Consider the following 24,043-nt stretch of genomic DNA (forward strand, 5'->3'; position numbering starts at 1 on the left):
ATCTATGTTCAATCCCTTTATCCAATATGTGCCAGTACCCTTAGATAAAAATAATCGTAGGTTCTTGGCATTACTCTTCGGTTTTTCTTGGCAAGGAAATCCATACTTTTTCCGATTTTGCAAAAGCTTGCCAAGCAGAGAATATAGAAAAGAGGGAATAGAGGCAAGTTGGATTTGTGCATCTATGAAAAGTTTTAGATTTAGATTATCCCAATGTAGCTTTTTTCGAAGCTCTCAGCACATTTCCGCTTTCAGGTTTTGTTAATTGGAGTTAATCAGAGCGTCAAGAAAATAATGGATTGTGTTTTAATCTGGAACTGGAAAAGTTGACAATGGCTTGGTTCATTGTATCTTTATGCTGAATATTTTCTTAATAAAGGCAATGGAGTTCTGCCTTTAACTACTGTCCCGACCGGGGCAGTTGATGACTCCTGGTAAAAAATATAATCCTCAAAGAAAGGCTTTTAGCGTTAAGGGGACTTTTTATATCTTCTACGGAGGGAAGAAAGGATGGACAGCACTTATGTTGCCTTAATTATGGGAGTTCTCATACTTGTTGCAAGCTTTATTTCTGTTGAAGCTGCCATATCGGTGGCGATCATTGAAATTGCGATGGGTGTTATAGGGGGAAATTTTCTCGGTCTTCAGTCTACGCCCTGGATCGATTTTCTCGCGGGTTTTGGAGGGATTCTTCTCACGTTCCTGGCCGGAGCAGAAACAGACCCACAGCTCATGAGAGAAAAATTCAAAGAGAGCTTTCTTATCGGCGGGATTTCATTCCTTGCACCGTTTCTTTTCGCTTTTGCATACTGCTACTGGGTAGCGGGGTGGAGTATGAAAGCTTCCCAGATTGCGGGGGCCGCTCTTTCTACTACATCGCTTGCAGTCGTTTATGCGGTTCTGGTCGAAACGGGGCTTACCGAAACAAGGATTGGGAAAATAATTATGGCATCCTGTTTTGTCACGGACTTTGGCACGGCCCTGGCGCTGAGTCTGCTCTTTGCCGAAGGAAACCCGCTTATTCTGGTGTTTGTTTTCGGCTCTGCCGTGATAATTTTCCTGTCGTCGAAGGTTATGTATCCGATTCTGAAGAGGTATGGGAACCGTGTGATTGAGCCTGAAATAAAGTTCTTATTCTTCCTTCTCTTTTTATTAATGTATCTTGGTAAAATCGGGGCAAGCCATGCGGTCCTTCCCGTGTTTATCCTGGGGCTTGTGCTTTCTAATGCACTTCGGTCGAATAGAGATCTTCAAAGAAAGCTGAGAGTAATTGCTTTTGCAATGATAACTCCATTTTTCTTCATAAAAGGTGGTATGAACGTTTCTCTTAATGAGGTGTATGCCAACTTTGGAATCCTTCTGGTGTTATTCGGACTTAAAATGGGGGCAAAGGTCATTGGAGTATATCCACTTGCAAAGAAATATATTCCAAAGAGCGCTACTTACGCTACGCTTCTTATGAGTACTGGACTTACCTTTGGCACTATTTCCTCCCTGTACGGACTCTCAGCAGGATTTATTAATATCAGTCAATTTTCGGTGCTGGTCACAGTCGTGATACTAACGGCTATAGTGCCCACATTTATTGCCCAACGCTGGTTCCAGCCTGACTTGAGTGAAGAATTAGAATTAAGTAACAGAACCGTTAAAGAGCTTCCGGCGCTCAGCCTGAATGATCAAGAGGAGGGAGAAAATGTTTAAGTTTAATAAAATCCTTGTTGCAAATGATGGCTCGGAAGGTGCTAAAAAGGCCCTGAAGGTCGCGGTGGAAATTGCCAAACGCTTTGACGCAGAGCTTCATTCAATATCTGTACAGGAAGACCTGCCTCACTTTGCTGCAACAGTGGGAGAAGTTGTAGAAGCGAAGTACGAAAGCAATGCCTACTTTGACAAGGTAAATCAAGAAGCTATAGAATTGGCCGCGAAAGAAGGCGTCACCATCCATACAAAGGTCGTGGCGGGACATGAGGTAGAGAAAATAGTTAGTTATGTTAAAGAAGGGGGATTTGACCTTCTTGTAATAGGGTTTATGGGACATTCAAGGGTATTCGGAAGAATCTGGGGAAGCACATCACAGACTCTTACACGTCTTGCCCCATGTACGGTTATGGTGGTTAAATGATCACGCCGCGATTATTGCTCTTTAAAGAATCACTTGTGCCAATTCCGGATAATAAAAAGCAGAGGAACGGATGCGAGTTGCATCACAACCGAGAATATAATCAGGGAAGGAATGGATTTATCATAGAGGACACCCATTAATACACTTCCTAAGAACCAAGACACTCCATAGCCTGTATTAAAAATTCCGTAAGCAGAACCGCGCTTGTCAATAGAAACCATCCCTGCAACAGCGGCCCTCATTATAGATTCCTGTGCCCCCATACCTACACCCCAAAGTGCCATTCCTAAGAGAGCGAAATCAAAGCCTCCTAGGAATACCAAAGGGGCAAAAAGCGACGATAAAAGAGAAACTAGAATGAGTATCGAAATACCTACTCGGTCGAATAGACGCCCAAAGAAAAGGGCGGAAAGAGCATCAACACCCATAGCAACAGCGTAAAAGACAGGAATCCACTCATCAGAGGCAACAGAGACCTTTTTGAAATGGTATGCGATCAACGGAAAATCCGCGTATCCTACTGCGATCATGGCTACGGCGGCAAGATAGAACCAAAATGTTTTTGGAAAACCCTTGCCTTCCAATTTTAATGGGCCAACCTCAAAATCACGCGGACGTGGATAGAGAAATCGTGCTATCATAAGAATACACAGGGCTAAGAGAGCTGGCACTAATAAAATACTGAAGGCGGCCTTATAGCCTCCTCTGAAGTATAGAACCGCAGAGACTATGAGAGGACCAATAACTGCGCCGATTTGATCTAGAGCCTCGTGTAACCCAAATCCCCAGCCTCGCCCAATTTCTTTAGTGGCATGTGAAAGCATAGCATCACGGGTAGGCGTGCGAATTCCTTTTCCTATTCGCTCTGTAATCATGAGAAAAGCAGCGGTTTCCCAGCGTCCCGCCAGCGCCAGTAGAGGAACTGCGAGCATATTCACTGCGTATCCTAAGATTGTTATTGCCCAATATTTCCCGGTTCGATCGCTGATATATCCGGAAACGAGGCGTAGAGCATAGCCGACGAGTTCTCCAAGCCCAGAAACAAATCCCACTATTGTTGCACTTGCGCCAAATACAGCGAGATATTGTCCATTAATACTACGTGCTCCCTCGTATGTCATATCGGCAAAGAGACTGACCACTCCTACTAAAATAACGAATCGCAGGGCAGATCTTTTTAAAATACTATTATTCCGTTCTGGAGGCATTGGCTGATATTCCATAGATATTCCCTTCATGCTCAGTGGCAAGAACCCCACTTAGCGGGATGCTCGCTAGTCTCGTCAGCTCACAGCTTTGGGGTAAACTGAGACAGGTCATAGATGCCCAGTGTTTTTTCCAGATTCGCCACCTTAGCTACAATCTTCTCGAAGCCATCCTGGCCAAATAGTTTTTGCTCCTTTTTCTCGAATTCTTCACCCAAGGAATCGAATTCGTTAGGTGACACAATGGAGCGGAGAGCAGGGAAAAGAACCGTGTCTTCACGGGCTTCATGCGGGCGATACATTCGTATAAAAAGTCTGATATGTTCCTCTAATTTTTCTCTATCAGAAGGATTTTTGAGGACAGCAAGCGTAGCATGATCCTTTATGTACGCAGTCAGTTGGCGACCTGCCTGATGTTGCTGAAGTAACACTTCCACCAATTCATCGAGTTTTCCGGCTTTTTTAAACCGAGGAAAAAGGTAGTCCTCTTCGAGTCTTTCGTGGTAGTCTTCAATAAAATTTCGGATCGTTTCGGCTGCTAGTTTTAGTGTTTGAGGCGAAAAGTCTTTTCCGGTCCGCAGTCTGAGAATAATCTCATCGTAGATCAACAAAATACGGTTTAAGACTGCGTGTTCGCGCATCAGGTCCTCGGTTGGAGGAATTTCTTCCTCTCTAGCTTCCGTCTTTTGTGTGGCAGGCTGCGTTGACTTTGTATCTGCGAATATACTCTTTGGATAAATTAAAGAAGCACCGGCAACAAGTATTCCAGTTTTCTTAAGAAAGTCTCTCCGTGCCGAAAATGAATCTACCTTTTTTTTCATGATAACCTCCTTCTAAACTTTTTTTGATTATGGGTTAAGCTAAATAGGGATATGTAATCTCGGTTCCTAATGTCTTAAATGCTGATATGAAGTTAGTCCTATATTTAAAAACCATGCTAAACAGGGAATTTATCATATTTCCATTCCATTGAAAGTTCCCGCTCTAGCATAGCTAGATTTATCCTGATTCCCTTTAACGCATCGACTTGCTCGTCTAAATTTTTCTTCGTTTTAGTGAGATTTTCTTCTCCCTCGTCTATTTCTGAAATGGCCCGCTCAAGTGCAGACTCTATTCCCGTTAATGTGACATCAATCTTGGAAAATAATTCACGACGAAACTTTTGGAGGCTTTTTTCTATCCGATTTATAAAATCATGTCTAATCCTTCCGGCATTCCTATCCAGCTCTTCCCTACACTGTTTAAGCATCCTGCTCTGTGCCACCCTTCGGAATAAAATTCCAGGCAGGGCAAAGGGTAGGGTTTCGAGCATAAGGGTATTGTCAAACAGAGAATCTATCCTGAAGTAAAAATGGCTTTCCGTCGTAAGGGTTTCGAAGCTATTAAAGGTTCCTACTTCGACGTCAAAAATTTCCGAGGATAATGTTCTAATGTCGGTAATAATCTCATTGGCTTTAGAGGAAAAGCGTCTTCTGATATTTTCAAATCCCTGTTTTAGCTTATCTTCTTCTAGGGCCCGCCACTCGTAGAAAATAGTCTCGACTTCTTGTTTCATTGCTCTATCTATTGCCTTTGTCAGCTCTGATTTTCCTACATCTTTAAGTCTTTCGTAGTGTCCTTCCATCTTTTTAGTAAGCTCCGGAACGTTTATCGCAAAAAAAGCTTTTAAATCGGATTCTAGGACTGAGATAAGTTTTTCTTGCTCTCCCCTGAGAAGATAGTCGAAGTCTTCCCTATCCTGCAGGATTTTCTCCTTTTGAGTATTAAACTCATTTATTTTCGTTTTAAGCTCTTCCAGCGGGGTAGAAATAGCTTTGGCCTCAAGCTCCATGGACATCATTTCATCAGAGAGGATCTTAAGCGTATTACTAAGCGCGGAACTAAGAACGGCTTCACCCTTCTCCTTCATAAGGAAGTCATTTAAAGCCTTTTCAAAATCCGAAATTAAACTACGATGCCGTTTTTCTTGGGCGTTATTTAATTTTCCTTCCAAGGCCTGCTTAGCCGATATGGGGAAAATTTTTATATCTTTCAGACCAACCTTTTCCTCGATTATATGCTTTGTGAACTCCAATGACTCGATTCTGTCATTTTCATCCATCTGGTCGATCTTGTTTTGTAGAAAAAAGATTTTATTCACGTATTTCTTTATATCACTCAGAAAATCGTATTCAACCTGACTAATTGGCGGGTCCACGCCTACTAAAAATATTGCCGCATCTACTTTAGATAGATAACTGTAGGTCACGGCAGTATTATGCTGATAGGTGGAGCCGATTCCCGGAGTGTCTATAATCTGAACCCCGTCTCTTAAATAGCGAGAGTCATAATGAACCTCCACATACTGTACCTCTTTTTGGTTTTCTGGGTTTCCTCTCTCAGTTACGTGATCGGAGAGTTCTTCAATCGCTATTTCTTTTCTAGCTCCGTTCTTAAAGAAGACTTCTATGTGCAGATTATTTCCGTACTTAATCAGAGTGATGATAGAAGTAAGCGGAACAACCGCCGTAGGAAGTAATCTGCTCCCGAGTAGGGCGTTTATAAGTGTGGTTTTTCCTCGCTTAAACTGTCCGAGGACTGCCAGATTAAATTTGCCTTCCAGAAGCTTCTCTTTTAGTCCTTGGATGGCTTTTACAGTGGTTCCATTATTACAAAGAGAGGTTAATTTAGATAAATCCTCCAGGTTTTCTAATATGTGTTCTCTTGTTTTAATATATGATTCCAGCATAGAATAAACACCTCTGCTATAATGGACTTCCGTACCTTAAGACCTGTATTAAACTCTTTTTTATGTAATCTTCGAGAGGGCTTGAGAGGATTTTCTCTACTGTTTTATTGATATCGTATTCGACCCTCTTTATTTCCGTCTCTCCATCATTCCAGACGGCATAAGATGCAACTCCGGGAACATCCTTTGACTGTCCTACACTACCCGGGTTGATGACGGTTGTTTTCCCTATCTTCTTAATCAAGGAAAGATGAGTATGGCCGAGGAGCACAAAATCAGCATCTAATCCCTTTATCTCCTCTTGCCAATCATAATCGGGTGAATCAGGCGGTAGGTACTTGAATAGGTTTTCGGTCGGCGTCGCATGTGCAAGAAAGAACCTTGCTCCGCTGAGTTCTATTGTTGTGTTTAAGGGCAGAGAACTTAGATAAGAAATCTCATCTTGCCCGAGAATCTCCCTCATAAGCTCCCTTGTCTTTACGGACATCGGCTTGTAGGCTTCGCTGCATTTGCAGTCCGCCCCGAAGGCAACGGCGTTATCGTGATTTCCACGCACGATGGCATAAGCGTTCTTTTTCATAAAATCTATGCACTCTCTCGGACTCGGTCCATAATCAACCAGGTCTCCCAAACATATAAGATAGTCATACTCTTCCATTATAGTCTGTAATGCCTCGATATTCGCGTGAATGTCCGAGAGAATTAGTATCTTCATAGATATGTCCAACCCTTTGGTCGATAACCAGAGTTTTTACAAATCTTTGCTTGCAAAAAATTCAACGACCTTAACCCAGATCTTATCCCTATCCGGTCCGTAAGACTGATCCGCTAAAGTACCTCGAGTTTGTTCAAGCCCATCTTTCAATCGGTTTAATTCACTCGATTGTTTCTGAATGAGAAGTAATCTTGCTTTAGAAGATGCAATGTAAAAAGTTTGGTAAAAGTGATTCATACACAATCCCGACGAGCCAAAGTAAAGTTCTTTAATCTCGGTGTCTTCAAGATGCTCAACCAACTGCTGAGTCCACAAGGTTGAGATAGTTGATATCTCTTCACAAATCGGACAAATGTTTGCTGGTCCGATATTTTTTCTAGATTTATCTCCTTGGGAAGCCATCTTTTCCAACTTCCTGAGGGCGTCTCGAACCAGATACCCATACACAAAGGACATCTGATTTTTCTTTTTCATCTCAACCATATCCCAAGCGTGTTTATTGCAAAACCCATTAGATTTTAATACACGGATTATCCAGGGTGGCCCACCATATTTTTCATAGAAATACCACCAATAAAATTTCTTTAATCTTTCTTCGCACAATAAGCAAACTGGGCAATCGCCTTGTTTTCGTAATATATGTACCAGGGTGGCTCTGAAGTATTTAATTGGGCTCTGCTTTCGATCTTGCCATACGAGTTTTCTAAGTAGTGTCAAAAATTCCATCAGATTCCTGTCACTAGAGTTGATTACCAACAAAAAATTTAATAGCCCTAACCCAAGCTTTTTGTTCTTCACCCTTGGGTTCATGAGAAAATCGATAATCCCGCTTGCGTGAATACTCTTCTAAATCTCTGTTTAGTTCTTCGAGCATTTCAGCTTGCTTTTGAATCAGTATTTTCGCCGTTTCATGGCATGCGGTTTCAAGGGCCTGATTAAAATGGTTCATGCACAATCCGTATGAATTAAGGTAAAGTTCTTTCATTTCTTCCTCTTTTAAATCCGTGAGCAGGTTTTCAATCCATATGGATGATCTTTTAGAAACAGTATCGCAAATAGGACAAACTTCGGTTGGCTGAAGTTGCTTTCTCATCTCTTGTAAACGTTTATTATTTACTACTTTCCTAATCCTACTTTTATTGGGCTCAAATTTCTTTAGCCCTTCGGATACTCTCTCCAATTTCACAATTGTAGACTTAATCAGGTACTCATATACCAGAGACATTTCATGCTCCTTTCCCATCCGAATCAAATCCCAAGAATGCTTACTACAAAAACCCCTTGAATCTATGGTCTTGATGATCCAGACCGGATCGTTGTAATACTCATTAAAATACCAACGGTAGAAGTATCTTAAATCTTCCTCACATAGAAAGCAGACTGGACAATCCTGACCGGTTTTCAAGGCTTCTACTAAGGAGGGTGATTTGTTGAGGAATGCCAAAGTCACCATAATTATTCACGCTAATCCTTTATCTAAGAACATATTTTTCTATGATCTCTCTATCCGCTCTCTCTTGTTGCTCATCATGACCAATCCCAATCTTGAGGATATTATTAAAGCTCCTATTCGTCGCTTTTGCCCCTGTCAACTTAATTGCCAATGATTTATTCTCAGAGAGGTCTTCATAGCATTCATACGTTAAAGCTGCATTCCTGCTTGAGAGCTTTCCGTAGTAAGGGGTTATAGTTTCTAGCTCCTGGCGCAACTCCTCCGTTGTGTTAATAAGGCCAGGTAGATCTTTTTCAATCTCATGAAAGTTATCGAATTCGTTTGCTCCGGTTGCTATCGTCCGACAAAGTGTTTCTTCCTCAGTGCAATCCATTTCCAATGCTGTTTTTTCAAGCTCCTCATAGAGTCTTAAAGAGATTGTTACTGAAAGCTTTTTCCTCTTATATCTTATTGTCATCTAAATTTCCCCGGGCTCCACGGAGCTCTCACGCCTTACTAATATTTCCAGTTCCTGATTTTCGGAGTTCAATTTTTCCAATCTGTTACATATATATTCATTATCTCTCTTGGATTCACTACATAGTTTCTCCAAGTTATCATTCTCTTCGATCAGGCGTTGGGTTTCTTTCCTCAAGTTTTCTATTTGAGAAATGAGTTGACTATTTTCTTTTTTAATCGTATCAATCTTGATTTTAAGCAACCCGGCTCTTATTATTTCCTGGATTGAGCTCATCTCCAGAGGTCTCTGAGTCTTTATAATATTTAAAACACGGCTATAAATATCTTCTGTGATATGTACGGTAAAATCGACATGGTTCGAGTTATTAAGCTTCATTCTTTCCTCTTTGAATAGCAGCTTTTCCTAAGAACCTAGCCGAGGGTCCGAGTTCCTCTTCTATCCGAAGCAGTTGATTGTACTTACATATCCTGTCTGTCCTGCAGGCGGAGCCGGCTTTTATCTGACCCGCGTTAGTAGCTACTGCAAAATCCGCAATAGTAGTGTCCTCTGTCTCTCCGGACCTATGAGAAATAACTGTGGTGTAACCAGAGCCTCTTGCAAGCTCCATTGCTTCCAAGGTTTCTGTTAGAGTGCCAATTTGGTTAAGTTTGATAAGTACAGAATTCGCCACACCGTCCTTAATCCCCTTACTTATTATTTCTGGATTAGTAACAAAAATGTCATCCCCCACTAGTTGGATTTTTCCTCCCAGTTCTTTTGTTAATAGCCTCCATCCCTCCCAGTCGTCCTCGGCCAGTCCATCTTCTATTGATACAATCGGGTAACGGTTCACAAGATCGACGTAGATTCCAATCATTTCTTCCGAGGTCTTACTTGAACCATCTGATTTATAAAACACGTAAGTTTGGTTCTCAAAAAACTCACTGGCGGCCGGGTCAAGTCCTATAGAAAGGTCCTTCCCGGCGCTATAGCCAGCATTTTCAATAGCCTCGATTATTAATTCGAGTGCCTGGATGTTCGATTTCAGGTTCGGGGCAAATCCTCCTTCGTCGCCAACAGTTGTGCTATAGCCATATTGAGAAAGCACTTTTTTAAGTGAGTGAAAAGTTTCTGCGCCCATTCTCAATGCCTGGGAGAAAGAATTCGCACCTACAGGTATTATCATAAACTCTTGAAAGTCAACGTTATTATCAGCGTGTTTTCCACCATTTAGTACATTCATCATCGGTACTGGCAAAACATCTGCATTCAGCCCCCCAATATACCTATAGAGAGGAATGCCATGTGAGTTCGACGCGGCTTTTGCACAGGCGATTGATACTGCTAAGATCGCATTTGCGCCTAGCTTGGATTTGTCTTTTGTTCCATCGAGCCGGATTAATTCTGAGTCAATACCGGATTGATCACTTACATTCATACCTATGATGCTTGGGGCTATGATGCGGTTAACATTATCTACGGCTTTTATTACTCCCTTGCCATTGTATCGATTTGGATCATCATCCCTAAGCTCTAAAGCCTCTCTTTTTCCTGTCGAAGCTCCTGACGGAACCGATGCACGCCCTAATGAACCATCTTCGAGTATCACGTCAGCCTCGATGCTTGGGTTACCGCGTGAATCAATTATCTCTCGAGCGTAAATCTTAGATATCATCATTGACTTGAAATACTATCCTTGACGTTCTTGTCCTTTTGTTTTCCTTAATTCGAACTCTACTAAAGAATGAATCCTCAAAGTTAATTCAATAAGGTCCTCTACCATGGGATTCCAAATATCGGAAAACCCCTTTGGCGTTTTGCCATATTTCTCCAGCCTGCTTGTCCTCATATCGCAAAGCATTTCCCAAATATGTGAGGCTTCTGCCAGGATCTTTTTTGCCAAAGATTCTTCGCGGGACTGTACATCAAAAGCATGCATTATATTTCGCATAATCTGAGAAATAGCTTCTACATGTTGAATAATGATGGTACGTGCCTCACCATCCAAGTGGTCATTTAATCCGTACGTTATTCTCTCGGAATCAGGTGTAGCGAGACCTTCTTTGATCCGCTCAAGTGATTTTTCGAGCATATATAATCCCGATAGAATAACTCTCTGATGGTTCTCATTAATCTCCATTATTATCTACTTGCCCTTCTCATCGACATTTGATAAAACCTGCATCAACTCTTCAAGAAGTCCTATTCCACGAAGCATCTTCTCCGATGGCCCATCAAAGTAGCAAAAAAATTTTTCTTCTTTAGGCAAAAATCTAAACATAAGGTCACCTTTTTACTCTTTGTCTTTAGGCTTTTGTAACATTCTCTCTAAATACTCAATTGCTTTCTCCGAGAGTGGTATTTTCTCTTCTTTGCCATTCTCTGTTGACCGCTCGTTGAGAGCGTTCTCAATATAAGGTAAAGCTGCCGAATTAAGTTCGGATAGGGCGTCAATACATAAATTACAAGTGTACCAATCCGCGTCATTTAATCCGGCTATGAGTTCTGGAATAGTCTTAAGGTTGACCTCTTCATTAGCATTAATCTCTAACAGGGCGAAGGCGGCGGACAACCTGATCTCCTTTTCTTCATCCTTCAGTCTTTTGAGTATCGGCTTGATGGCTCCGGGATCACCAATCTCTCCGAGGAGCCTAGTCGCCTCAGTGCGTCTCTTTATACTCAGCCTCGTTTCATTTCTTAAAGGGGTATAGTTTCGCCAGGATAAAGTTTCTGTAAGTGGTAGCACTGCATCTTTGTCAAATCTAAGCAACGCATTACAGGCCGTTTCTCGTGCATAGTCATCCTCTAGCATTTCAATAATCTCGGGTATAGCTCTTTTTTCTCCAAAGATGGCTAAAGCCTCTGCTGTGCCTCTTAAATGATTCTCTTTTAGACACTTAAGTAATGGCTCTATTGCCCTCTCATCACGCAGTATTCCGAGTTGACGGGCCGCCTCATTTCTAACCGTCGCTTCGGCGAATCGAACCTGGGGATCAAGGGAATCGAGGTCGTATAAATCAAGTACCCGTATAAGCCCTTCCACAGCATCTTCTCCGCCAATGATTCCAAGTGCTTCTGCAGCGAGACAGCGCGGCTCATGATAAATTGTTGGGGAAGAGAGCAATAGGTGAATTAAGGGTCTTACCGCTTTCTTTCCAAATTTAATTACTTTGAGTAATACACCAACGTTGTGTGAAGGGTTATTTAGTCCGTCAACCAATTTCTCAATAGCTTCTTCGGTTGGAGTTCTATCCATTAGCTCGATCCATATCTAATTCCTTAGTTAACTTAGCCAACGAAACTTTAGCCGCATTCCTTACGTAATTACTGTGATCATTGGTTGCTTCTTTTAAAGCAGCTTTAACTTCTTCCTGTGATCCGAAATTACAAAGAACACTAGCGGCCTTGCCCCTTACCAGGAATGAAGAGTTTTTTAGCATGTCAATCAATAATGGCACAATACGCTGATCCCCGATTTTGCTGAGTGCGTCAATAATCACCTCCATCAGGAAGGGATCCATAGTCTTCTTAAGTAAGTCGATAAGCGGTTGTACCGCTAATTGCTCGCGTCTCTCACCTAATATGTAACGTGCTCTATAAACAGTAGAAGGCTCAAAATGGCTCAGAGAATATAAGAGCTTCTCCGTGTAGCTTTTATCGTTCCATTCTCCTGTGTCTCTGCCGCATTGCCGGCAGGTTTTTTGATTTTTTGAAATCTCAACCCAGCAAAAAGGGCAAAAGTAATGAATCATAGTTTCTTTCTTCCTATTTCCATATCTTTATTTTTTGAACTGGCAATTTCACAAATCTCATTAATCAGCCTTCTGATTTCATCTACGATTGGATCTAAAAATTCCCGCAGCTCATCTGGAACCTCTCCATAACCACGGAGTCTTTTTGATTTTATCTCCTCCAAACTTACAAGCTGAATAGTCATATAGCCGAGGATGCGTCTTTGCGATTCTTCTATTCTTTTTACCAAGTTCAGTTTCTGGGTTATACATTGAATCAAATATTTTATTTCCTCAATTCGCTTTGTAATTAAAGCTTTTTCCAAGGAGGAGATGTTATCTACAGATCCAGTCGTGACTTTCTCCTGACTGTTACCGCTTATAATCTCCTCCACCTCGGAGATAGTATCCTCAAGAACTTGCATAGATGCAGAAATACGAATCCTGTGGTTTTGCGGTATCTCCATGCTTGTTTCTTATAAACTCAGCCCTTCTTTCTTAATATAAAGTTTGTGTCCGTTCATAATTACCTTCTCGGCTTCCTCTACCCCTTTATATCCAAACGTTATTACTTGCTTGCCCTCAAGCTCCTTGTAGATGGAGAAAAAGTGGTTAACTTCTATCGTAAAATGACGGGGCAGATCGGAAATATTCTTCATAGAAGCATAGTAAGGATCTCTAAAGGGAACGGAAATAATTTTTTCATCTTCTCCCCCTTCATCCTTCATGTAGAAAACACCTATAGGACGTACATCAATAAGGACGCCTACAAAAGCGGGTTCGTTAACCAAAATTAATATATCAAGAGGATCACCGTCAGTACTCGAAGTACTAGGTATGAAGCCGTAATTGGCAGGGTAGTGGACTGACGCATACAGCACACGGTCTAAACGGAATGCACAGCGTTCTTTATCATATTCGTACTTGTTGCGACTCCCTTTGGGAATCTCAACGATCGCATTAACTATTTTTGATGGATTTTTGCCAAGCGGTAAATTAACTAAATTTTTTGTTTTCATAGTATCTTAATCTCTTCCCCCCCAAGGCATGTAAAATCATGTTCTACATCCGAGGAATCGTTTTTCCTCAATTTGAGATTGATTGAACAGCTCTTGTATGATGAAGAAAAATAATTCGCCTTTGAATCCTCATCGGTGCAAAGACTATGTATTGTAAAATTAGACTCGATTCCTCTTGTGAAGAGAGAAGGTTTAGTTTTATTATCTAGGGTGTTATTCGGCTGGTACATTCCCTACCTCTCATAAAGCTATCGAAGAAATTCTGACAACTCATATCAGTATTCTTCAACTGTCATTTAAGGTAGGAGTTATCAACTGCCGATAAAGTCAGTGGTTAATGGTGAACTCCATCACACTCTGTAACCCTGCTATTATATCATATGAACCGAGTATTGCCAATTTTTGATTTTCAATTGGAAGGTGTAGCTTGCTCTAATCTGTCATCATGGTGGATGTTGGATATTTCGAGGACAAAATTCTTACAATTTCATGAATAGATTTATTTTCAACAATCCTTTTCAGAATGAAAAGGACTTGAACGGAATTCCAAAAATTGCGTTAAGAAAATCAGAAACGAAGACGTTGAAAAAATTTGTGGGTTGCGGGTGAATTAAATTTTTTGTTGTTATGTCATCCCCGAAATCAGTAGTCGGGGATCCAGAGGTAAAAGCATGGATTCCCTATTAAGGAATTAGGGAATGACAACAAGGGGGCAGCCTTGTCCTCAGCCCTGAGTTTAATCGAAGGGCCTGTCCTGAGTTTACCGAAGGATCGAAGGATTGCTTCTTTGTACCTGTGCTGAACTCGTTTCAGTATCAAGACAAAGAAGTCAGAAACAAACGTAAGATATATGAAGAAAACACCTTTAGATATTCTGTCCTCGCCATATCTGACTTTTACAACCACGAGTCAGGAAATATTCCTGACCGGGAAATTCTGATTCATATGTTGCTAGTTCCGTGTCGAGAGTGGATCTTTACCTTTCAGGAATTACCCAAAGAGTTACCGAAGACACAATAATAGGACACTTAGGATTTCTCAATCTAGATTCGCGAGAGTGAATTAGTGTAGCCATGATTAAAACCGAGCTAATCCTTCAAGCCCTAAAAAAGAACTCAATAAGATATATATAGCAATTCACCAAACTTGTATAACCATGGATCAAATATCTTTTCTCTCGAAGATAAAGAGCGCCAGTATCAATGGAAGTAAAATCCAACTGAGAAGAACAATTAAAGAAAGTATCATTCCAATTAAGCTTCCAAATGTTTTATAAAGCACAGCCCCTGCAGGTCCGATAAGAGCCGCGCTTCCGAGCGATGTAAGAAATGTGGTTCTTACAAGGTCGGCAGGATTCAGGAAGAGAAGAGCAATTATTACTTCTCCAAAGGCCAGGGTTATACCTACCAGAATAAAATCGTAGATAATCACAAACCAGAACCAGAGCACAAAGCTAATTCCTATTGACTTTGCTTTCTCTCCCAAGATTATTGAGACAAGAGTGGCTATTGAAAGGAAAACCGGAAGAAAAGGGGACGCAATCGCTCATTAATTAAGGACATAAAGATTTCAGCTAATTAATTGAGGAAACACAATTTGCCATTAGAATTGAATTAATACCTAAAGGTAGTGCACAAGATTCCCGATTAAAATATTTTTCATAGATAGAATCATCTCCCTCCATCTATTAAAATTTTTACTTTGTTGGGTTGTTCAACTTGCTAAAAAAGAAAGACTATAAACTTAATTTAACATTTATGCCCCTTCACCTACTCCAAGCATTAATAATTTTTTTATGCCTGTATAGTATAGAATAATTTGCTGAGCGAGGTCGATATTGGAATTGTACTTGGATTAGGGATAGTTGACACAAATTATAGCATGCCATATAATTAATAATATGGCACATCTTAAAAATATGCCGAAAACAAAAGAAAATGCGGGTAGGAATAGGGAATTGCGGCGTAGCCAATATGTACTCCGTATAGGTCCCCAAGGTAGGATAGTTATCCCTGCACCTTTGCGTAAAGCTTTAGGACTAAAGCTCGGAGATATATTAGTGGGATGGACAGAGGAAGATAAAGTGATTCTGCAAACCCGGCAGGCATTACAGGAAGAGCTGTGGGCGGTGTTTAAAAAAGTAAAGAGAAGTTTATCTGAGGAACTTATAGCAGAAAGAAGAGAAGAAGCCAGAAAGGAGGCCGCTGAAATTAGTCACGAACGCACTAGGGCACGAAGAAAAAATTAATAAATTTAGTGTCCTTGTGTCTTAGTGGCATCATGGAGATTGATGAAACCGCAAGTTGTTTTGGATGCTTCGGCACTACTAGTTTATCTTCAGCAAGAAAAAGGATATAAGGAAGTTGAAAACGCTCTAGTTAATGGAGCGGCCATAAGCACCGTAAATCTGGCAGAGGTATATAGGAAAATAGTTTCTGAAGAGTGGGATCTTGAGGAAGTAAGAGCCCTCCTTAAAGCATTGGGATTGATAATACTGCCTTTTGATGAAGACGAGGCTAAAATTTCGGCAGAGCTCTATCCTATTAGTAAATCGCTTGGACTTTCTCTTGGTGATAGAGCATGCCTCAGCTTGGGACTAAAACGTGGTTTACCAGTTCTGACTACGGATAAAACATGGTCTAAAATTAATTTGGAGATAGATATACGCGTCTTGCGCTAAAAGCAGTCATTCTCAACTGAGTCAATTTGACGGACTTTTTAGCAAACGAAAATTTTCCCAGATTTAACACCAGGCTGCTTCTGTTAAAGGAAATTAAAGATGATCGAAAGTTATTTAAACTGGAAGCCGTTTAAAGAAGGCAAGGTTTCTCTTGAAACCCTGGCAAAGGATCTCGATCTCAGTATGAGCGAAACCTGGCTCTTCTTGCTGAATACGGTATTTAATCTTCTGTTTCGTACGATTAATAAAGGGGATATCTGTCCCTATTATTCTAAATATCTTTTCTCTCGAAGATAGATAGAGCCAATATTAATGGTAGAAAAAGCCATACGAGAAGAACAAAGAAGGAAAGCATAAAACCATTAAAACTTCCAAAGGTATTATTGAGGACAGCCCCTGCAGGTCCGATAAGAGCCGCGCTTCCTAGCGATGTAAGAAATGTGGTTCTTACAAGGTCGGCAGGATTCAGGAAGAGAAGAGCAATTATTACTTCTCCAACGGCCAGGGTTATACCTACCAGAATAAAATCGTAGATAATCACAAACCAAAACCAGAGCATGAAGCTAAATCCAATTGACTTCGCCTTTTCCCCTAAAACTATAGAGGTAAGGGATGCGATTGAGATGAATACGAGCGATAACAAAATGGAAAGAAGGATGAGAAGTAAATAGTGTCCAATTTCTCCATAACCAATGTTTAGAATAAGAATTAGCCCGGCAGAAATAAAACCAAGAATAAGGGTGGTAGTTATAGCCATTGCAAGACCGAGATATTTCCCCAATATAGCTTCTCGTCGGCTGATGGGTTGAATCAAAAGCATTTCCCAGGATTCTTTAGCTCCTGTGAAGCTATTCGCTCCCATTATGAGTGCCATGAGGGGGACAAGAATCAATACAAGATTCAATAAACTTAACGCTGGCTTCAAGAAGGTATTATCTCCACCGCCTATAATTCCAGAATAGGATACGGTTGAATCAAGAAGAATAAAAAGAACTGCGAAAAAGAAAAACCATCTGTTCCTTATTGCATCCAAAAATTCCCTTTTAGCAATTACAAAAACTGGCTTCATATCAGTGTTCATGACTTGGGTTCCAATCTATATTGAACAAGGAATCAAATTTAATAACTTGACCTCTGTTTTTATCGGAAATCTCTTTAGCTTTATAGAAGTCTTTAAAGGCAACGATTCCGTATCCCATCGGTGTGTGAATCTCAGGAGAAATAACAAAGTGGGCTTCTTCTCCTTTAATCCAAGATGTGCTATCAAAATCTGTAACCCAGAAATAAACCTTCCCTCGAACGAGATTTTTGGATTGTGCGTAAGCCATCATGCATCCAATATCGTCAAACTTGTGAACCTTCCTTTTTTCAAGGATCTCTGCTGCGTAATGAAAATCGTCTATCGTCATTCTGCAGTATTCGCACATGTCTACTTCAGAGTTGATTGGGACAGGGGTATCTGCAGATTTACAACTAATGGTTAATAAGATTAGAGATAGAGAGACCACTAATACAAAATTAAGAAAGCATTTAGTAATAGACTTATAGATAAGTTTTGATAGAGATTTTTTTCCCTTCCCCCCTAGTGGGGGAAGGTTAGGATGGGGGGAGACATGGCAGTCTTTAATACACCCCACCTTATTCCTCCCCCTCAAGGGGGGAGGAAATGTAAATGGATAGAGTCCTTGCAGATTTGCTGTCATTAAATGGAATAACTTATGAATCAGAATTATTCTCCGTGTATTTGATGAATATTTCTTCGAGTGAAGGGTCTTCAGTCCAAAAATCCACTATGCTAAACCCGTTTTCAATCAGGGTCTTGATCACGTTAGTTTTATCCTTCGGAGTTATAACACACCTAAGATTTCTTCCATTAATTGATGCATTCTCTATTCCCGCGTCTTCAATGAGTTTGAGCAAGTTCGAACTGGGGTTTTCAATCACTACTTCGAGGATAGAACCCATTTGTAGCTTGCTTCTTAAGCCTTCCAACGTGTCAAGTGCTACTACCTTGCCTCGAATCATGATGGCGATTCTATCGGCCAGCTCTTCTACATAGCTGAGGATATGGGAGGAGAGGAGGATTGTCTTTCCCCTGCTTTTTTCTTCTCGGATGAGTTTTTTAAAAGTGATTCTTCCCTCTGGGTCCAGGCTAATTGTGGGCTCATCAAGGATAAGAATTGGAGGGTCAGAAATAATCGCTTGGGCAAGTGCAAGCCTCTGTAACATTCCACCCGATAGGGCTTTGACTTTTTTATTTCTTTGTTCGAGGATTCCTACAGAGTTCAGGACCTTCTCCAGGTTGATGTTATTAGTTCTTTTAAGCGCGCCGTAAAATTCAATTACTTCAAACACGCTCAAGTTGTCGTGAAATGAAATCCTCTGCGGGAGATATCCGATTCGCCTTTTTATCCCCTTTATATCCTGACTTAATTCAATATCATCAACAAAGATCTTTCCACTGCTTGGATATATTAGCCCAACAATGGTATTTAGAAGAGTAGTCTTTCCTGCCCCATTTGGGCCAACTATAGCAAAGGTTTCGCCTTTCTTTATTTCAAGGGTAACTCCTCGAAGGGCCCTTAAATTTCCGTAATCCTTTATGAGATTTTCAATTCTAATCATCTAGAATCTTTTTCGATTCGGATAGGATTCATTAATGGATAGGGATCCTCTAACTCTACAGGGTTCAGAGCTGGAAGGACTCTTTCAGCAAACTCGAGCGCACGAAATCCAGGACTCTCTAAGAAAACCGTGAGGTCGGCATAGCGCTTCACTAGATAGGAAATAAGCTTAACTGGCTTATAGGGTATATCTCCAATTCCATCTGCATTTAAATCATATCCATTATATCCTTGGTAGTCACTCCAATAGTTACCTGTATAATCTTTATAAAATTGGTTTATAGAGCGGTCGGTGTCCGTCATTACCTGATAGTTATTGTCAGAAAAATTATTTGCGTAAAAAACGTTATCGGTAGAACTTGAGAATAAATCAATTGCCCAGCCGTTTCTCAAGAAGTTATTCCTAGTAAAAATATTTCTATTTGCCTCATCCATGAAAATACCCACGGTGTTGTCGGCGATTACGTTTTCTTCAGCAATGCTGTCGCTTAGAGATTTGAGAAGGATTCCAAATCCATTTAGACCAAGGTTGAGTCTGAAAACATTTTTTCTGAGGACGATGTTTTTAGAATACATAAGAGCGCTTCCCGTTCCGTTCCTTTCAAAAATGTTACCCTCAAACGTGTTTTTATCTGAATACATAAAATGAAGACCATATCTAACATTTCTCTCACAGTGGTTTTTTCTAATGACGTTACCAGGGGAGAACTCAATATATATGCCATCCCTATGGTTTATTATATAATTTTCTTCTATTTTATTGTTTGGCGATTTCCAGAGATGAATTCCGTTACCATTTGTTTCCTGCGTTGTGTATTCAGCCCTCCCATAGGATGTGTTATTCCTTATTTCATTGCCTGGAGATGAGTAGAGATAGATTCCAATTAAAACATCATTAAGGCTATTGTCTTCGATTATAACCCCCCGAGAGTTTACTACCTTTATTCCGCTCTCATCTTTGAGGAGATTTGCGCCACTTTTTCTTATTTTAAAACCCTTGATTAAAACTTTATCCGCTTCGATCCTTACTACATCGCCATTATAATTACCCTCAATCACTGGTTCATTTTCTCCGATGAGACGAACCCTTTTATTTATGATTATGCTCTCATTATAAACTCCGTCTTTAACAACTATGACGTCTCCTTCAGTCGAGTTCTGAAGAGCTTCTGTGATCGAGGAATTATTTAATCCTTTCCCTACTCTTATTTCCTTTGCAAAGGATTTCAATTGGAAACTGATAGGCAGAATTAAACTAGAAATTAAGAAGATAAACGCCTTTGTCTTGATTCTAACCATAGTATTATTGGGCCTAGAATTGCTGCGATGCCCATGAGTATTGCACCTGAGCCTGGAAGACTTATAACCTTAAAATTTGCCAGTCTCTTCCATCCTATAACAGGAGGCATATAGGGATCTATCTTTATGGCAGCTTGAGGGTTTAGGTTATGTCCATATTCATAAAGCCACCTGTAGAAATCTCCAACCATAAAAACCGCAAAAAGAATAAACAAAACCCAACCTACTGTGGCAAAGTACCCTCTTCCTACAACTGCGGATAGGAGTGCTAATATACTGAAAACGATAATAGCATAGGGAAGCCATCGAAACTCCTTGAATTCATCCGGTCTAATCTCGTGCATCCCTATATAGTGGTTAAGACCGTTAATTAGCTTTGGGATATTATTTGTAATACCTGTCTCAGGATTGTACTCGGTTAATTTGTTTGAGTACATGGACATCTTTATCCCTCTTGGATATTGAGGAGCGACAAGCGTTATCGTCCAGACTGGGAGAAAAATAGCCGGAATAATTAAGAGTGCTGCAATAAATATAATAATGCGTGATCGTTTAGATAGACGACTTGGAATCAGCATTTTAGATGCCTCCTTTCCGAAAAAAAGAAATTCTAGTTCGATGTTCCATCTTTATGGTTCTTAACCAATCAACCGTTCACCTGTAAAGGTTAATGCCATTAAATTGAGCTGTTCAGCAGATAGACTATCCGATCATCCTGAGTTTGTCGAAGGATGAAGTTTTAATTATTTAAATAAGATATTAAGGACGCCCTTCGATCCTTCGATAAACTCAGGACTCTTGGGGATGGGTACGGTTAAATTTGATCAATTTAATCACTTCTTTGCTCCTTTTTCCTAAAGAGGTGTATAAGGGGAAAGAGAGAGACAAGAGAATTGTCCCTCTCTCTTTCTGGTTTTTATTGAGAGCTGTTTTTAGCGGCTACCTCGATATATCCCTGCATTTCCTGATGAAGTGCCGAACAGAAGTTCGTGCAGTAAAACGGATAGATACCAGGCTTTTCAGCAACCCACTTAACCGTTTTCGTTTCACCAGGCTCGATCTGCATATCTATGTTAGAGAAATTGATTCCGAAACCATGTGTGATATCAACGTCTTGTTCTAAATTTGTTAAATGGAAATAAACGGTGTCACCCTCCTCAAATTTCAGTACATTGGGTGTAAAATGGCTTCTTATCGCAAGCATGTATACATCAACCCTATTTCCGTTTCGTTCGACGCGAGCTTGGTCCGCACTTTTAATTGCATTAGGATCATCATTTTGGTCAAGGGGATAAATGAGCTCCGGCTTTATAAGAGCGGCCTCAATTATTTGACCATAATGTGGTTCTACCTGTGTTGGGAAATCGAGCAGCATTTCCATCTTCTTACCTGATATATCAATGAGTTGAGCACTTTCCGGATGCGATGGTCCAACAGGCAGATATCTTCCCTTTGCGATTTTATTCATAGCGAGCATAAACTTGCCCCTTGGTTTTGTTGTATCGCCATGGACGGTGGCAAGATGCCCAATATTGTAATAAACTGGAATCTTATCTACCACTTCCCATGTTCCAAGCTTCCATTTAGCAATTGCTGAGTCTACAAAAAGGGATGTATAGGCATATCCCTGGTCATCAAATTGGGTGTGAAGTGGTCCTAGACCTACAGGGACCTCAGCGACTCTGACAGATTCATACTTAAGAATTGGTATTCCCATAACTTCGCCATCGAAATCGCCCTTTTTGATGGCTTCTAACATATTTTCAAATCCGTGCACGCAAGCAACCGCTGCAAGCTTTCCACCGCCGACTATATATTTACCATCCGGAGAAACGTCAGCACCATGCGGGCTTTTAGGCGTAGGAATAAAATAAACGATTCCTTTCACCTCTCGCGGATCAATCACTTTAACGCTGTTTATCTCTTTATACTTTTCCTGCTTAATGGCTTCTTCGGCAGCCTTCCAGTCTACAGCCGCTATGAAGTCCCTGTCTTTTTGAGAGGCTTCGACTTCTAAATCCTTATATGCTTCCTCAGTATTGTATGAACTGAAAAAGGCCCAACCATAGCTAACACCCTTACCGGCATCTGCCAGGTCATAATCAAATGGAGGCATGAGGATTTGAAAGGCGTTTTCCATTTTTCCAGTATCCTTATCAACACTTACAAAGGCAATTACACCATTAAAGTTCTCCTTATAGCTTTCTATCAGGACTGGACGGTTTGGTACAGGAATGGAGAATCTAGTTGCACCAAGCACATACTCTGTATTGGGTGTGACGAATGGACTTGCGTGATTCCCGCCCACGTTTGGAAGTGAGATTATCTCCTCTGTAACGAAATCCTTTAGGTTAATCCGGGCTATACGACCATTAGCAGTGTCGTTGATGAACAACCACCTCCCATCGTAGTCACCGTTAGTTTCGGAAAGAGCGGGATGATGGGCATCTCCCCATATGTAGCCTCCCATCATCTTTTTACTTTCTTCATCAATACCCCAGCCTACGGCTACGTCGGCTGCAAAAACCGGTACTATCCTTAGGAGTCTTCCCGAGGGAAGCCCGAATACCCCAATCTGACCTGAATGGCCGCCTGAGAGAAACGCATAGTAGGTATCGAGCTGGCCTGGGGCCACATAAACCCTTTCCGCCGCGCTTTGCCCCGTCTTACAGGCAAAGAGAAGCCCAATAAAGCCTACTAAAATAGCGAGAGATAATAGTGTCATTATCTTCCGAAGGTTTATTCGTCTCATTCTAATTACCTCCTTTTTTTAGGTATATCGAATTTCATAAATTTTCATGATCCTTGTAAACAATACCCTTCGACAAGCTCAGGGCATACGGAATTGAAAGTTAAGCCGTTCGTCTGAACTCACGACAGGCCGTTCATGGTGAGCTTGTCGAACCATGTATAGCTGTCCTGTATGAATTAAATTCCAAATAGCATATAGGCATACTTTAATTTTATTATTTATCTTCATTTTCAGATACCTCGTTTGCCTCAGAATCCTGTTCTCTTAAGTACATGATTATCGCCTTTGCTTCTTCAGGCGTGACACCTTGATTTGGCATCCTTATGAGATAGGTTGCGAGCAGTTCCTTGGCTATGGGGTCTTTTTCTAGCATTTCTTCAGGATGGAGAATCTGGTTTTCAATCCATTCAAGTTTCCTTCTTTGAGTGACTCCGGCCAAATCGGGTCCGGTGAGTTTTCCTTTTCCTATTGTGTGACAGGCGGTACAGCCCTTGTTTTTGAATGCTTCTTCACCCCTCTCCGCGAGTTCATGGTTTATCGGAGATACTGATTCAATCTCAACATCTTCTATTTCTGCTTGTTCTGAGGTAGTTTCCTTCCCTGTTTCAGTGATCTCCGAGTTTCCTTCTTTTTCGCTTTTACAAGATACGAACGTTGCTATAAAGAAAACCAGAATTATTGTAGAAACTTTTATTATCAATTGTTTTACCTCCTCTTCAGTTATTTCTAACATAGCAACCCACATGCCAATAATGTTAACGTCATATTTATTGAGTTTTTTTAATTAGCGGGTTTCTCGAAGAGAGTAGGATGTAAGATTATCTGACACAAAGATCTTCTCGCCATTCTTATTCACCGTTTAAATTGGTTGCTCTTTTGAGAGGACTTTCAATGCCGCTTTGGTAACTTCGGATACTATGTTCTCATAATCGTTCGCAATAAAACCACTATTGAAAAAGAGTATGGACCTTGTAATCATACCGATCACTAATGCAGCCCCAAGATTTTCGTCCATTTTTGTGAAATCACCTTTGGCAATGCCCTTTTTTATCGCATTAACAAAGACATCTTTGGGCTTCAAAAAGTTGCTCGTCATTTTGGGAAGTTCCGAGTAGTGACCAGCCATTATATAGTCATATGCCTTCGGTTCATTCTTCGCGAACTCAAAGAAAACCCTAATCATCTTTTTAATTGATTCTCTGGGCTCGTTGAACTTTTTCTCCGCCTCTGAAAGCCTGTCTTTAAACATGTCCATATAGTTTAAAAAGAGCTCTGA

General features: G+C 40.8%; 29 protein-coding genes and 2 riboswitches. Of the genes, 4 read left to right on the forward strand and 25 right to left on the reverse strand.

Annotation, left to right across the window (positions count from 1 at the left end; all coding sequences use genetic code 11):
- Positions 1–369 precede the first annotated feature (369 nt).
- Positions 370–441, forward strand: a riboswitch (Fluoride riboswitch).
- 69 nt (positions 442–510) lie between these two features.
- Together VGA95_11000 and VGA95_11005 are read left to right on the forward strand one after the other, a co-directional pair.
- Complete coding sequence (locus tag VGA95_11000) at positions 511–1,701, forward strand: cation:proton antiporter (protein ID HEX9667066.1); 1,191 nt, start codon at positions 511–513, stop codon at positions 1,699–1,701.
- A complete protein-coding gene (locus VGA95_11005) occupies positions 1,694–2,122 on the forward strand; it encodes a universal stress protein (GenBank protein HEX9667067.1) in 429 nt (142 codons plus the stop codon). The genes VGA95_11000 and VGA95_11005 overlap by 8 nt, the downstream gene beginning before the upstream one ends.
- A 29-nt stretch (positions 2,123–2,151) precedes the next feature.
- On the opposite strand, the gene VGA95_11010 is transcribed toward VGA95_11005, so the two are convergent.
- From VGA95_11010 to VGA95_11090, 17 genes are all read right to left on the reverse strand, one after another.
- Positions 2,152–3,345, reverse strand: coding sequence for an MFS transporter (locus VGA95_11010; GenBank protein HEX9667068.1), 1,194 nt, complete (start codon positions 3,343–3,345; stop codon positions 2,152–2,154).
- A gap of 65 nt (positions 3,346–3,410) precedes the next feature.
- Positions 3,411–4,148, reverse strand: coding sequence for a hemerythrin domain-containing protein (locus tag VGA95_11015; protein ID HEX9667069.1), 738 nt, complete (start codon positions 4,146–4,148; stop codon positions 3,411–3,413).
- A 116-nt stretch (positions 4,149–4,264) separates the two neighbouring features.
- Entirely contained in the window at positions 4,265–6,055 is a 1,791-nt protein-coding gene (locus tag VGA95_11020; protein ID HEX9667070.1) for a dynamin family protein, read from the reverse strand.
- 16 nt (positions 6,056–6,071) lie between these two features.
- Positions 6,072–6,770 (reverse strand): YfcE family phosphodiesterase, encoded by a 699-nt coding sequence (locus tag VGA95_11025; protein HEX9667071.1) that lies wholly within the window; start codon positions 6,768–6,770, stop codon positions 6,072–6,074.
- 36 nt (positions 6,771–6,806) lie between these two features.
- Positions 6,807–7,496: a DUF6062 family protein gene (locus VGA95_11030; protein HEX9667072.1), complete on the reverse strand. Its 690-nt coding sequence runs from the start codon at positions 7,494–7,496 to the stop codon at positions 6,807–6,809.
- Between the two features lie 13 nt (positions 7,497–7,509).
- Entirely contained in the window at positions 7,510–8,223 is a 714-nt protein-coding gene (locus VGA95_11035; protein ID HEX9667073.1) for a DUF6062 family protein, read from the reverse strand.
- Positions 8,224–8,242: 19 nt separating this feature from the next.
- Positions 8,243–8,680 carry a hypothetical protein gene (locus VGA95_11040; protein ID HEX9667074.1) on the reverse strand — a complete coding sequence of 146 codons (438 nt, stop codon included), beginning with the start codon at positions 8,678–8,680 and terminating at the stop codon, positions 8,243–8,245.
- Entirely contained in the window at positions 8,681–9,058 is a 378-nt protein-coding gene (locus tag VGA95_11045; GenBank protein ID HEX9667075.1) for a hypothetical protein, read from the reverse strand.
- Entirely contained in the window at positions 9,048–10,340 is a 1,293-nt protein-coding gene (gene eno, locus VGA95_11050) for a phosphopyruvate hydratase (protein HEX9667076.1), read from the reverse strand. Before eno ends, VGA95_11045 begins: the two co-directional genes overlap by 11 nt.
- Before the next feature lie 12 nt (positions 10,341–10,352).
- Positions 10,353–10,802 carry a hypothetical protein gene (locus VGA95_11055; GenBank protein ID HEX9667077.1) on the reverse strand — a complete coding sequence of 150 codons (450 nt, stop codon included), beginning with the start codon at positions 10,800–10,802 and terminating at the stop codon, positions 10,353–10,355.
- 6 nt (positions 10,803–10,808) lie between these two features.
- Positions 10,809–10,943 carry a hypothetical protein gene (locus VGA95_11060; protein ID HEX9667078.1) on the reverse strand — a complete coding sequence of 45 codons (135 nt, stop codon included), beginning with the start codon at positions 10,941–10,943 and terminating at the stop codon, positions 10,809–10,811.
- 12 nt (positions 10,944–10,955) lie between these two features.
- Positions 10,956–11,918, reverse strand: coding sequence for a HEAT repeat domain-containing protein (locus tag VGA95_11065; protein ID HEX9667079.1), 963 nt, complete (start codon positions 11,916–11,918; stop codon positions 10,956–10,958).
- Positions 11,911–12,414 (reverse strand): HEAT repeat domain-containing protein, encoded by a 504-nt coding sequence (locus tag VGA95_11070; protein ID HEX9667080.1) that lies wholly within the window; start codon positions 12,412–12,414, stop codon positions 11,911–11,913. The genes VGA95_11065 and VGA95_11070 overlap by 8 nt, the downstream gene beginning before the upstream one ends.
- The gene (locus VGA95_11075; protein HEX9667081.1) at positions 12,411–12,860 is read right to left on the reverse strand and encodes a hypothetical protein; all 450 of its coding nucleotides are present in this window, start codon (positions 12,858–12,860) and stop codon (positions 12,411–12,413) included. The genes VGA95_11070 and VGA95_11075 overlap by 4 nt, the downstream gene beginning before the upstream one ends.
- A gap of 9 nt (positions 12,861–12,869) precedes the next feature.
- On the reverse strand, positions 12,870–13,412 hold the full coding sequence (locus VGA95_11080) for an inorganic diphosphatase (GenBank protein ID HEX9667082.1): 543 nt from the start codon (positions 13,410–13,412) through the stop codon (positions 12,870–12,872).
- The gene (locus VGA95_11085; protein ID HEX9667083.1) at positions 13,409–13,642 is read right to left on the reverse strand and encodes a hypothetical protein; all 234 of its coding nucleotides are present in this window, start codon (positions 13,640–13,642) and stop codon (positions 13,409–13,411) included. The genes VGA95_11080 and VGA95_11085 overlap by 4 nt, the downstream gene beginning before the upstream one ends.
- A gap of 65 nt (positions 13,643–13,707) precedes the next feature.
- Positions 13,708–13,776: riboswitch (Fluoride riboswitch) on the reverse strand.
- A gap of 797 nt (positions 13,777–14,573) precedes the next feature.
- Entirely contained in the window at positions 14,574–14,954 is a 381-nt protein-coding gene (locus VGA95_11090) for an ABC transporter permease subunit (GenBank protein ID HEX9667084.1), read from the reverse strand.
- A gap of 322 nt (positions 14,955–15,276) precedes the next feature.
- On the opposite strand from VGA95_11090, the gene VGA95_11095 reads away from it, so the two are divergent.
- Together VGA95_11095 and VGA95_11100 are read left to right on the forward strand one after the other, a co-directional pair.
- Complete coding sequence (locus tag VGA95_11095) at positions 15,277–15,660, forward strand: AbrB/MazE/SpoVT family DNA-binding domain-containing protein (protein HEX9667085.1); 384 nt, start codon at positions 15,277–15,279, stop codon at positions 15,658–15,660.
- Between the two features lie 42 nt (positions 15,661–15,702).
- Positions 15,703–16,092: a type II toxin-antitoxin system VapC family toxin gene (locus VGA95_11100; protein ID HEX9667086.1), complete on the forward strand. Its 390-nt coding sequence runs from the start codon at positions 15,703–15,705 to the stop codon at positions 16,090–16,092.
- A 271-nt stretch (positions 16,093–16,363) separates the two neighbouring features.
- On the opposite strand, the gene VGA95_11105 is transcribed toward VGA95_11100, so the two are convergent.
- The 8 genes from VGA95_11105 to VGA95_11140 form a co-directional block, all read right to left on the reverse strand.
- Positions 16,364–17,173, reverse strand: a complete 810-nt coding sequence (locus VGA95_11105) for an ABC transporter permease subunit (GenBank protein ID HEX9667087.1) — start codon at positions 17,171–17,173, stop codon at positions 16,364–16,366.
- A complete protein-coding gene (locus tag VGA95_11110) occupies positions 17,163–17,729 on the reverse strand; it encodes a nitrous oxide reductase accessory protein NosL (GenBank protein HEX9667088.1) in 567 nt (188 codons plus the stop codon). Before VGA95_11110 ends, VGA95_11105 begins: the two co-directional genes overlap by 11 nt.
- A 79-nt stretch (positions 17,730–17,808) precedes the next feature.
- Positions 17,809–18,717 carry an ABC transporter ATP-binding protein gene (locus VGA95_11115; protein HEX9667089.1) on the reverse strand — a complete coding sequence of 303 codons (909 nt, stop codon included), beginning with the start codon at positions 18,715–18,717 and terminating at the stop codon, positions 17,809–17,811.
- Positions 18,714–19,946, reverse strand: coding sequence for a nitrous oxide reductase family maturation protein NosD (gene nosD / locus VGA95_11120; protein ID HEX9667090.1), 1,233 nt, complete (start codon positions 19,944–19,946; stop codon positions 18,714–18,716). The genes VGA95_11115 and nosD overlap by 4 nt, the downstream gene beginning before the upstream one ends.
- Positions 19,947–19,978: 32 nt before the next feature.
- A complete protein-coding gene (locus tag VGA95_11125) occupies positions 19,979–20,593 on the reverse strand; it encodes a hypothetical protein (protein HEX9667091.1) in 615 nt (204 codons plus the stop codon).
- 338 nt (positions 20,594–20,931) lie between these two features.
- Positions 20,932–22,767, reverse strand: a complete 1,836-nt coding sequence (gene nosZ, locus VGA95_11130) for a Sec-dependent nitrous-oxide reductase (protein ID HEX9667092.1) — start codon at positions 22,765–22,767, stop codon at positions 20,932–20,934.
- Positions 22,768–22,981: 214 nt separating this feature from the next.
- Positions 22,982–23,467 carry a cytochrome c gene (locus VGA95_11135; protein ID HEX9667093.1) on the reverse strand — a complete coding sequence of 162 codons (486 nt, stop codon included), beginning with the start codon at positions 23,465–23,467 and terminating at the stop codon, positions 22,982–22,984.
- 159 nt (positions 23,468–23,626) lie between these two features.
- On the reverse strand, positions 23,627–24,043 hold a 417-nt coding region (locus VGA95_11140), incomplete at its 5' end, for a hypothetical protein (GenBank protein HEX9667094.1).

Source organism: Thermodesulfobacteriota bacterium (assembly GCA_036397855.1).
Taxonomy (GTDB): Bacteria; Desulfobacterota_D; UBA1144; order Nemesobacterales; family CSP1-2; genus DASWID01.

What these genes read in the sequence shown, in the direction of transcription:
- VGA95_11000 (HEX9667066.1), top strand. Translation starts at nt 511, where the DNA reads ATGGACAGCACTTATGTTGCCTTAATTATGGGAGTTCTCATACTTGTT.
- VGA95_11005 (HEX9667067.1), top strand. Translation starts at nt 1,694, where the DNA reads ATGTTTAAGTTTAATAAAATCCTTGTTGCAAATGATGGCTCGGAAGGT.
- VGA95_11010 (HEX9667068.1), bottom strand. Translation starts at nt 3,345, where the DNA reads ATGGAATATCAGCCAATGCCTCCAGAACGGAATAATAGTATTTTAAAA.
- VGA95_11015 (HEX9667069.1), bottom strand. Translation starts at nt 4,148, where the DNA reads ATGAAAAAAAAGGTAGATTCATTTTCGGCACGGAGAGACTTTCTTAAG.
- VGA95_11020 (HEX9667070.1), bottom strand. Translation starts at nt 6,055, where the DNA reads ATGCTGGAATCATATATTAAAACAAGAGAACACATATTAGAAAACCTG.
- VGA95_11025 (HEX9667071.1), bottom strand. Translation starts at nt 6,770, where the DNA reads ATGAAGATACTAATTCTCTCGGACATTCACGCGAATATCGAGGCATTA.
- VGA95_11030 (HEX9667072.1), bottom strand. Translation starts at nt 7,496, where the DNA reads ATGGAATTTTTGACACTACTTAGAAAACTCGTATGGCAAGATCGAAAG.
- VGA95_11035 (HEX9667073.1), bottom strand. Translation starts at nt 8,223, where the DNA reads ATGGTGACTTTGGCATTCCTCAACAAATCACCCTCCTTAGTAGAAGCC.
- VGA95_11040 (HEX9667074.1), bottom strand. Translation starts at nt 8,680, where the DNA reads ATGACAATAAGATATAAGAGGAAAAAGCTTTCAGTAACAATCTCTTTA.
- VGA95_11045 (HEX9667075.1), bottom strand. Translation starts at nt 9,058, where the DNA reads ATGAAGCTTAATAACTCGAACCATGTCGATTTTACCGTACATATCACA.
- eno (HEX9667076.1), bottom strand. Translation starts at nt 10,340, where the DNA reads ATGATGATATCTAAGATTTACGCTCGAGAGATAATTGATTCACGCGGT.
- VGA95_11055 (HEX9667077.1), bottom strand. Translation starts at nt 10,802, where the DNA reads ATGGAGATTAATGAGAACCATCAGAGAGTTATTCTATCGGGATTATAT.
- VGA95_11060 (HEX9667078.1), bottom strand. Translation starts at nt 10,943, where the DNA reads ATGTTTAGATTTTTGCCTAAAGAAGAAAAATTTTTTTGCTACTTTGAT.
- VGA95_11065 (HEX9667079.1), bottom strand. Translation starts at nt 11,918, where the DNA reads ATGGATAGAACTCCAACCGAAGAAGCTATTGAGAAATTGGTTGACGGA.
- VGA95_11070 (HEX9667080.1), bottom strand. Translation starts at nt 12,414, where the DNA reads ATGATTCATTACTTTTGCCCTTTTTGCTGGGTTGAGATTTCAAAAAAT.
- VGA95_11075 (HEX9667081.1), bottom strand. Translation starts at nt 12,860, where the DNA reads ATGGAGATACCGCAAAACCACAGGATTCGTATTTCTGCATCTATGCAA.
- VGA95_11080 (HEX9667082.1), bottom strand. Translation starts at nt 13,412, where the DNA reads ATGAAAACAAAAAATTTAGTTAATTTACCGCTTGGCAAAAATCCATCA.
- VGA95_11085 (HEX9667083.1), bottom strand. Translation starts at nt 13,642, where the DNA reads ATGTACCAGCCGAATAACACCCTAGATAATAAAACTAAACCTTCTCTC.
- VGA95_11100 (HEX9667086.1), top strand. Translation starts at nt 15,703, where the DNA reads ATGAAACCGCAAGTTGTTTTGGATGCTTCGGCACTACTAGTTTATCTT.
- VGA95_11105 (HEX9667087.1), bottom strand. Translation starts at nt 17,173, where the DNA reads ATGAACACTGATATGAAGCCAGTTTTTGTAATTGCTAAAAGGGAATTT.
- VGA95_11115 (HEX9667089.1), bottom strand. Translation starts at nt 18,717, where the DNA reads ATGATTAGAATTGAAAATCTCATAAAGGATTACGGAAATTTAAGGGCC.
- VGA95_11125 (HEX9667091.1), bottom strand. Translation starts at nt 20,593, where the DNA reads ATGCTGATTCCAAGTCGTCTATCTAAACGATCACGCATTATTATATTT.
- nosZ (HEX9667092.1), bottom strand. Translation starts at nt 22,767, where the DNA reads ATGAGACGAATAAACCTTCGGAAGATAATGACACTATTATCTCTCGCT.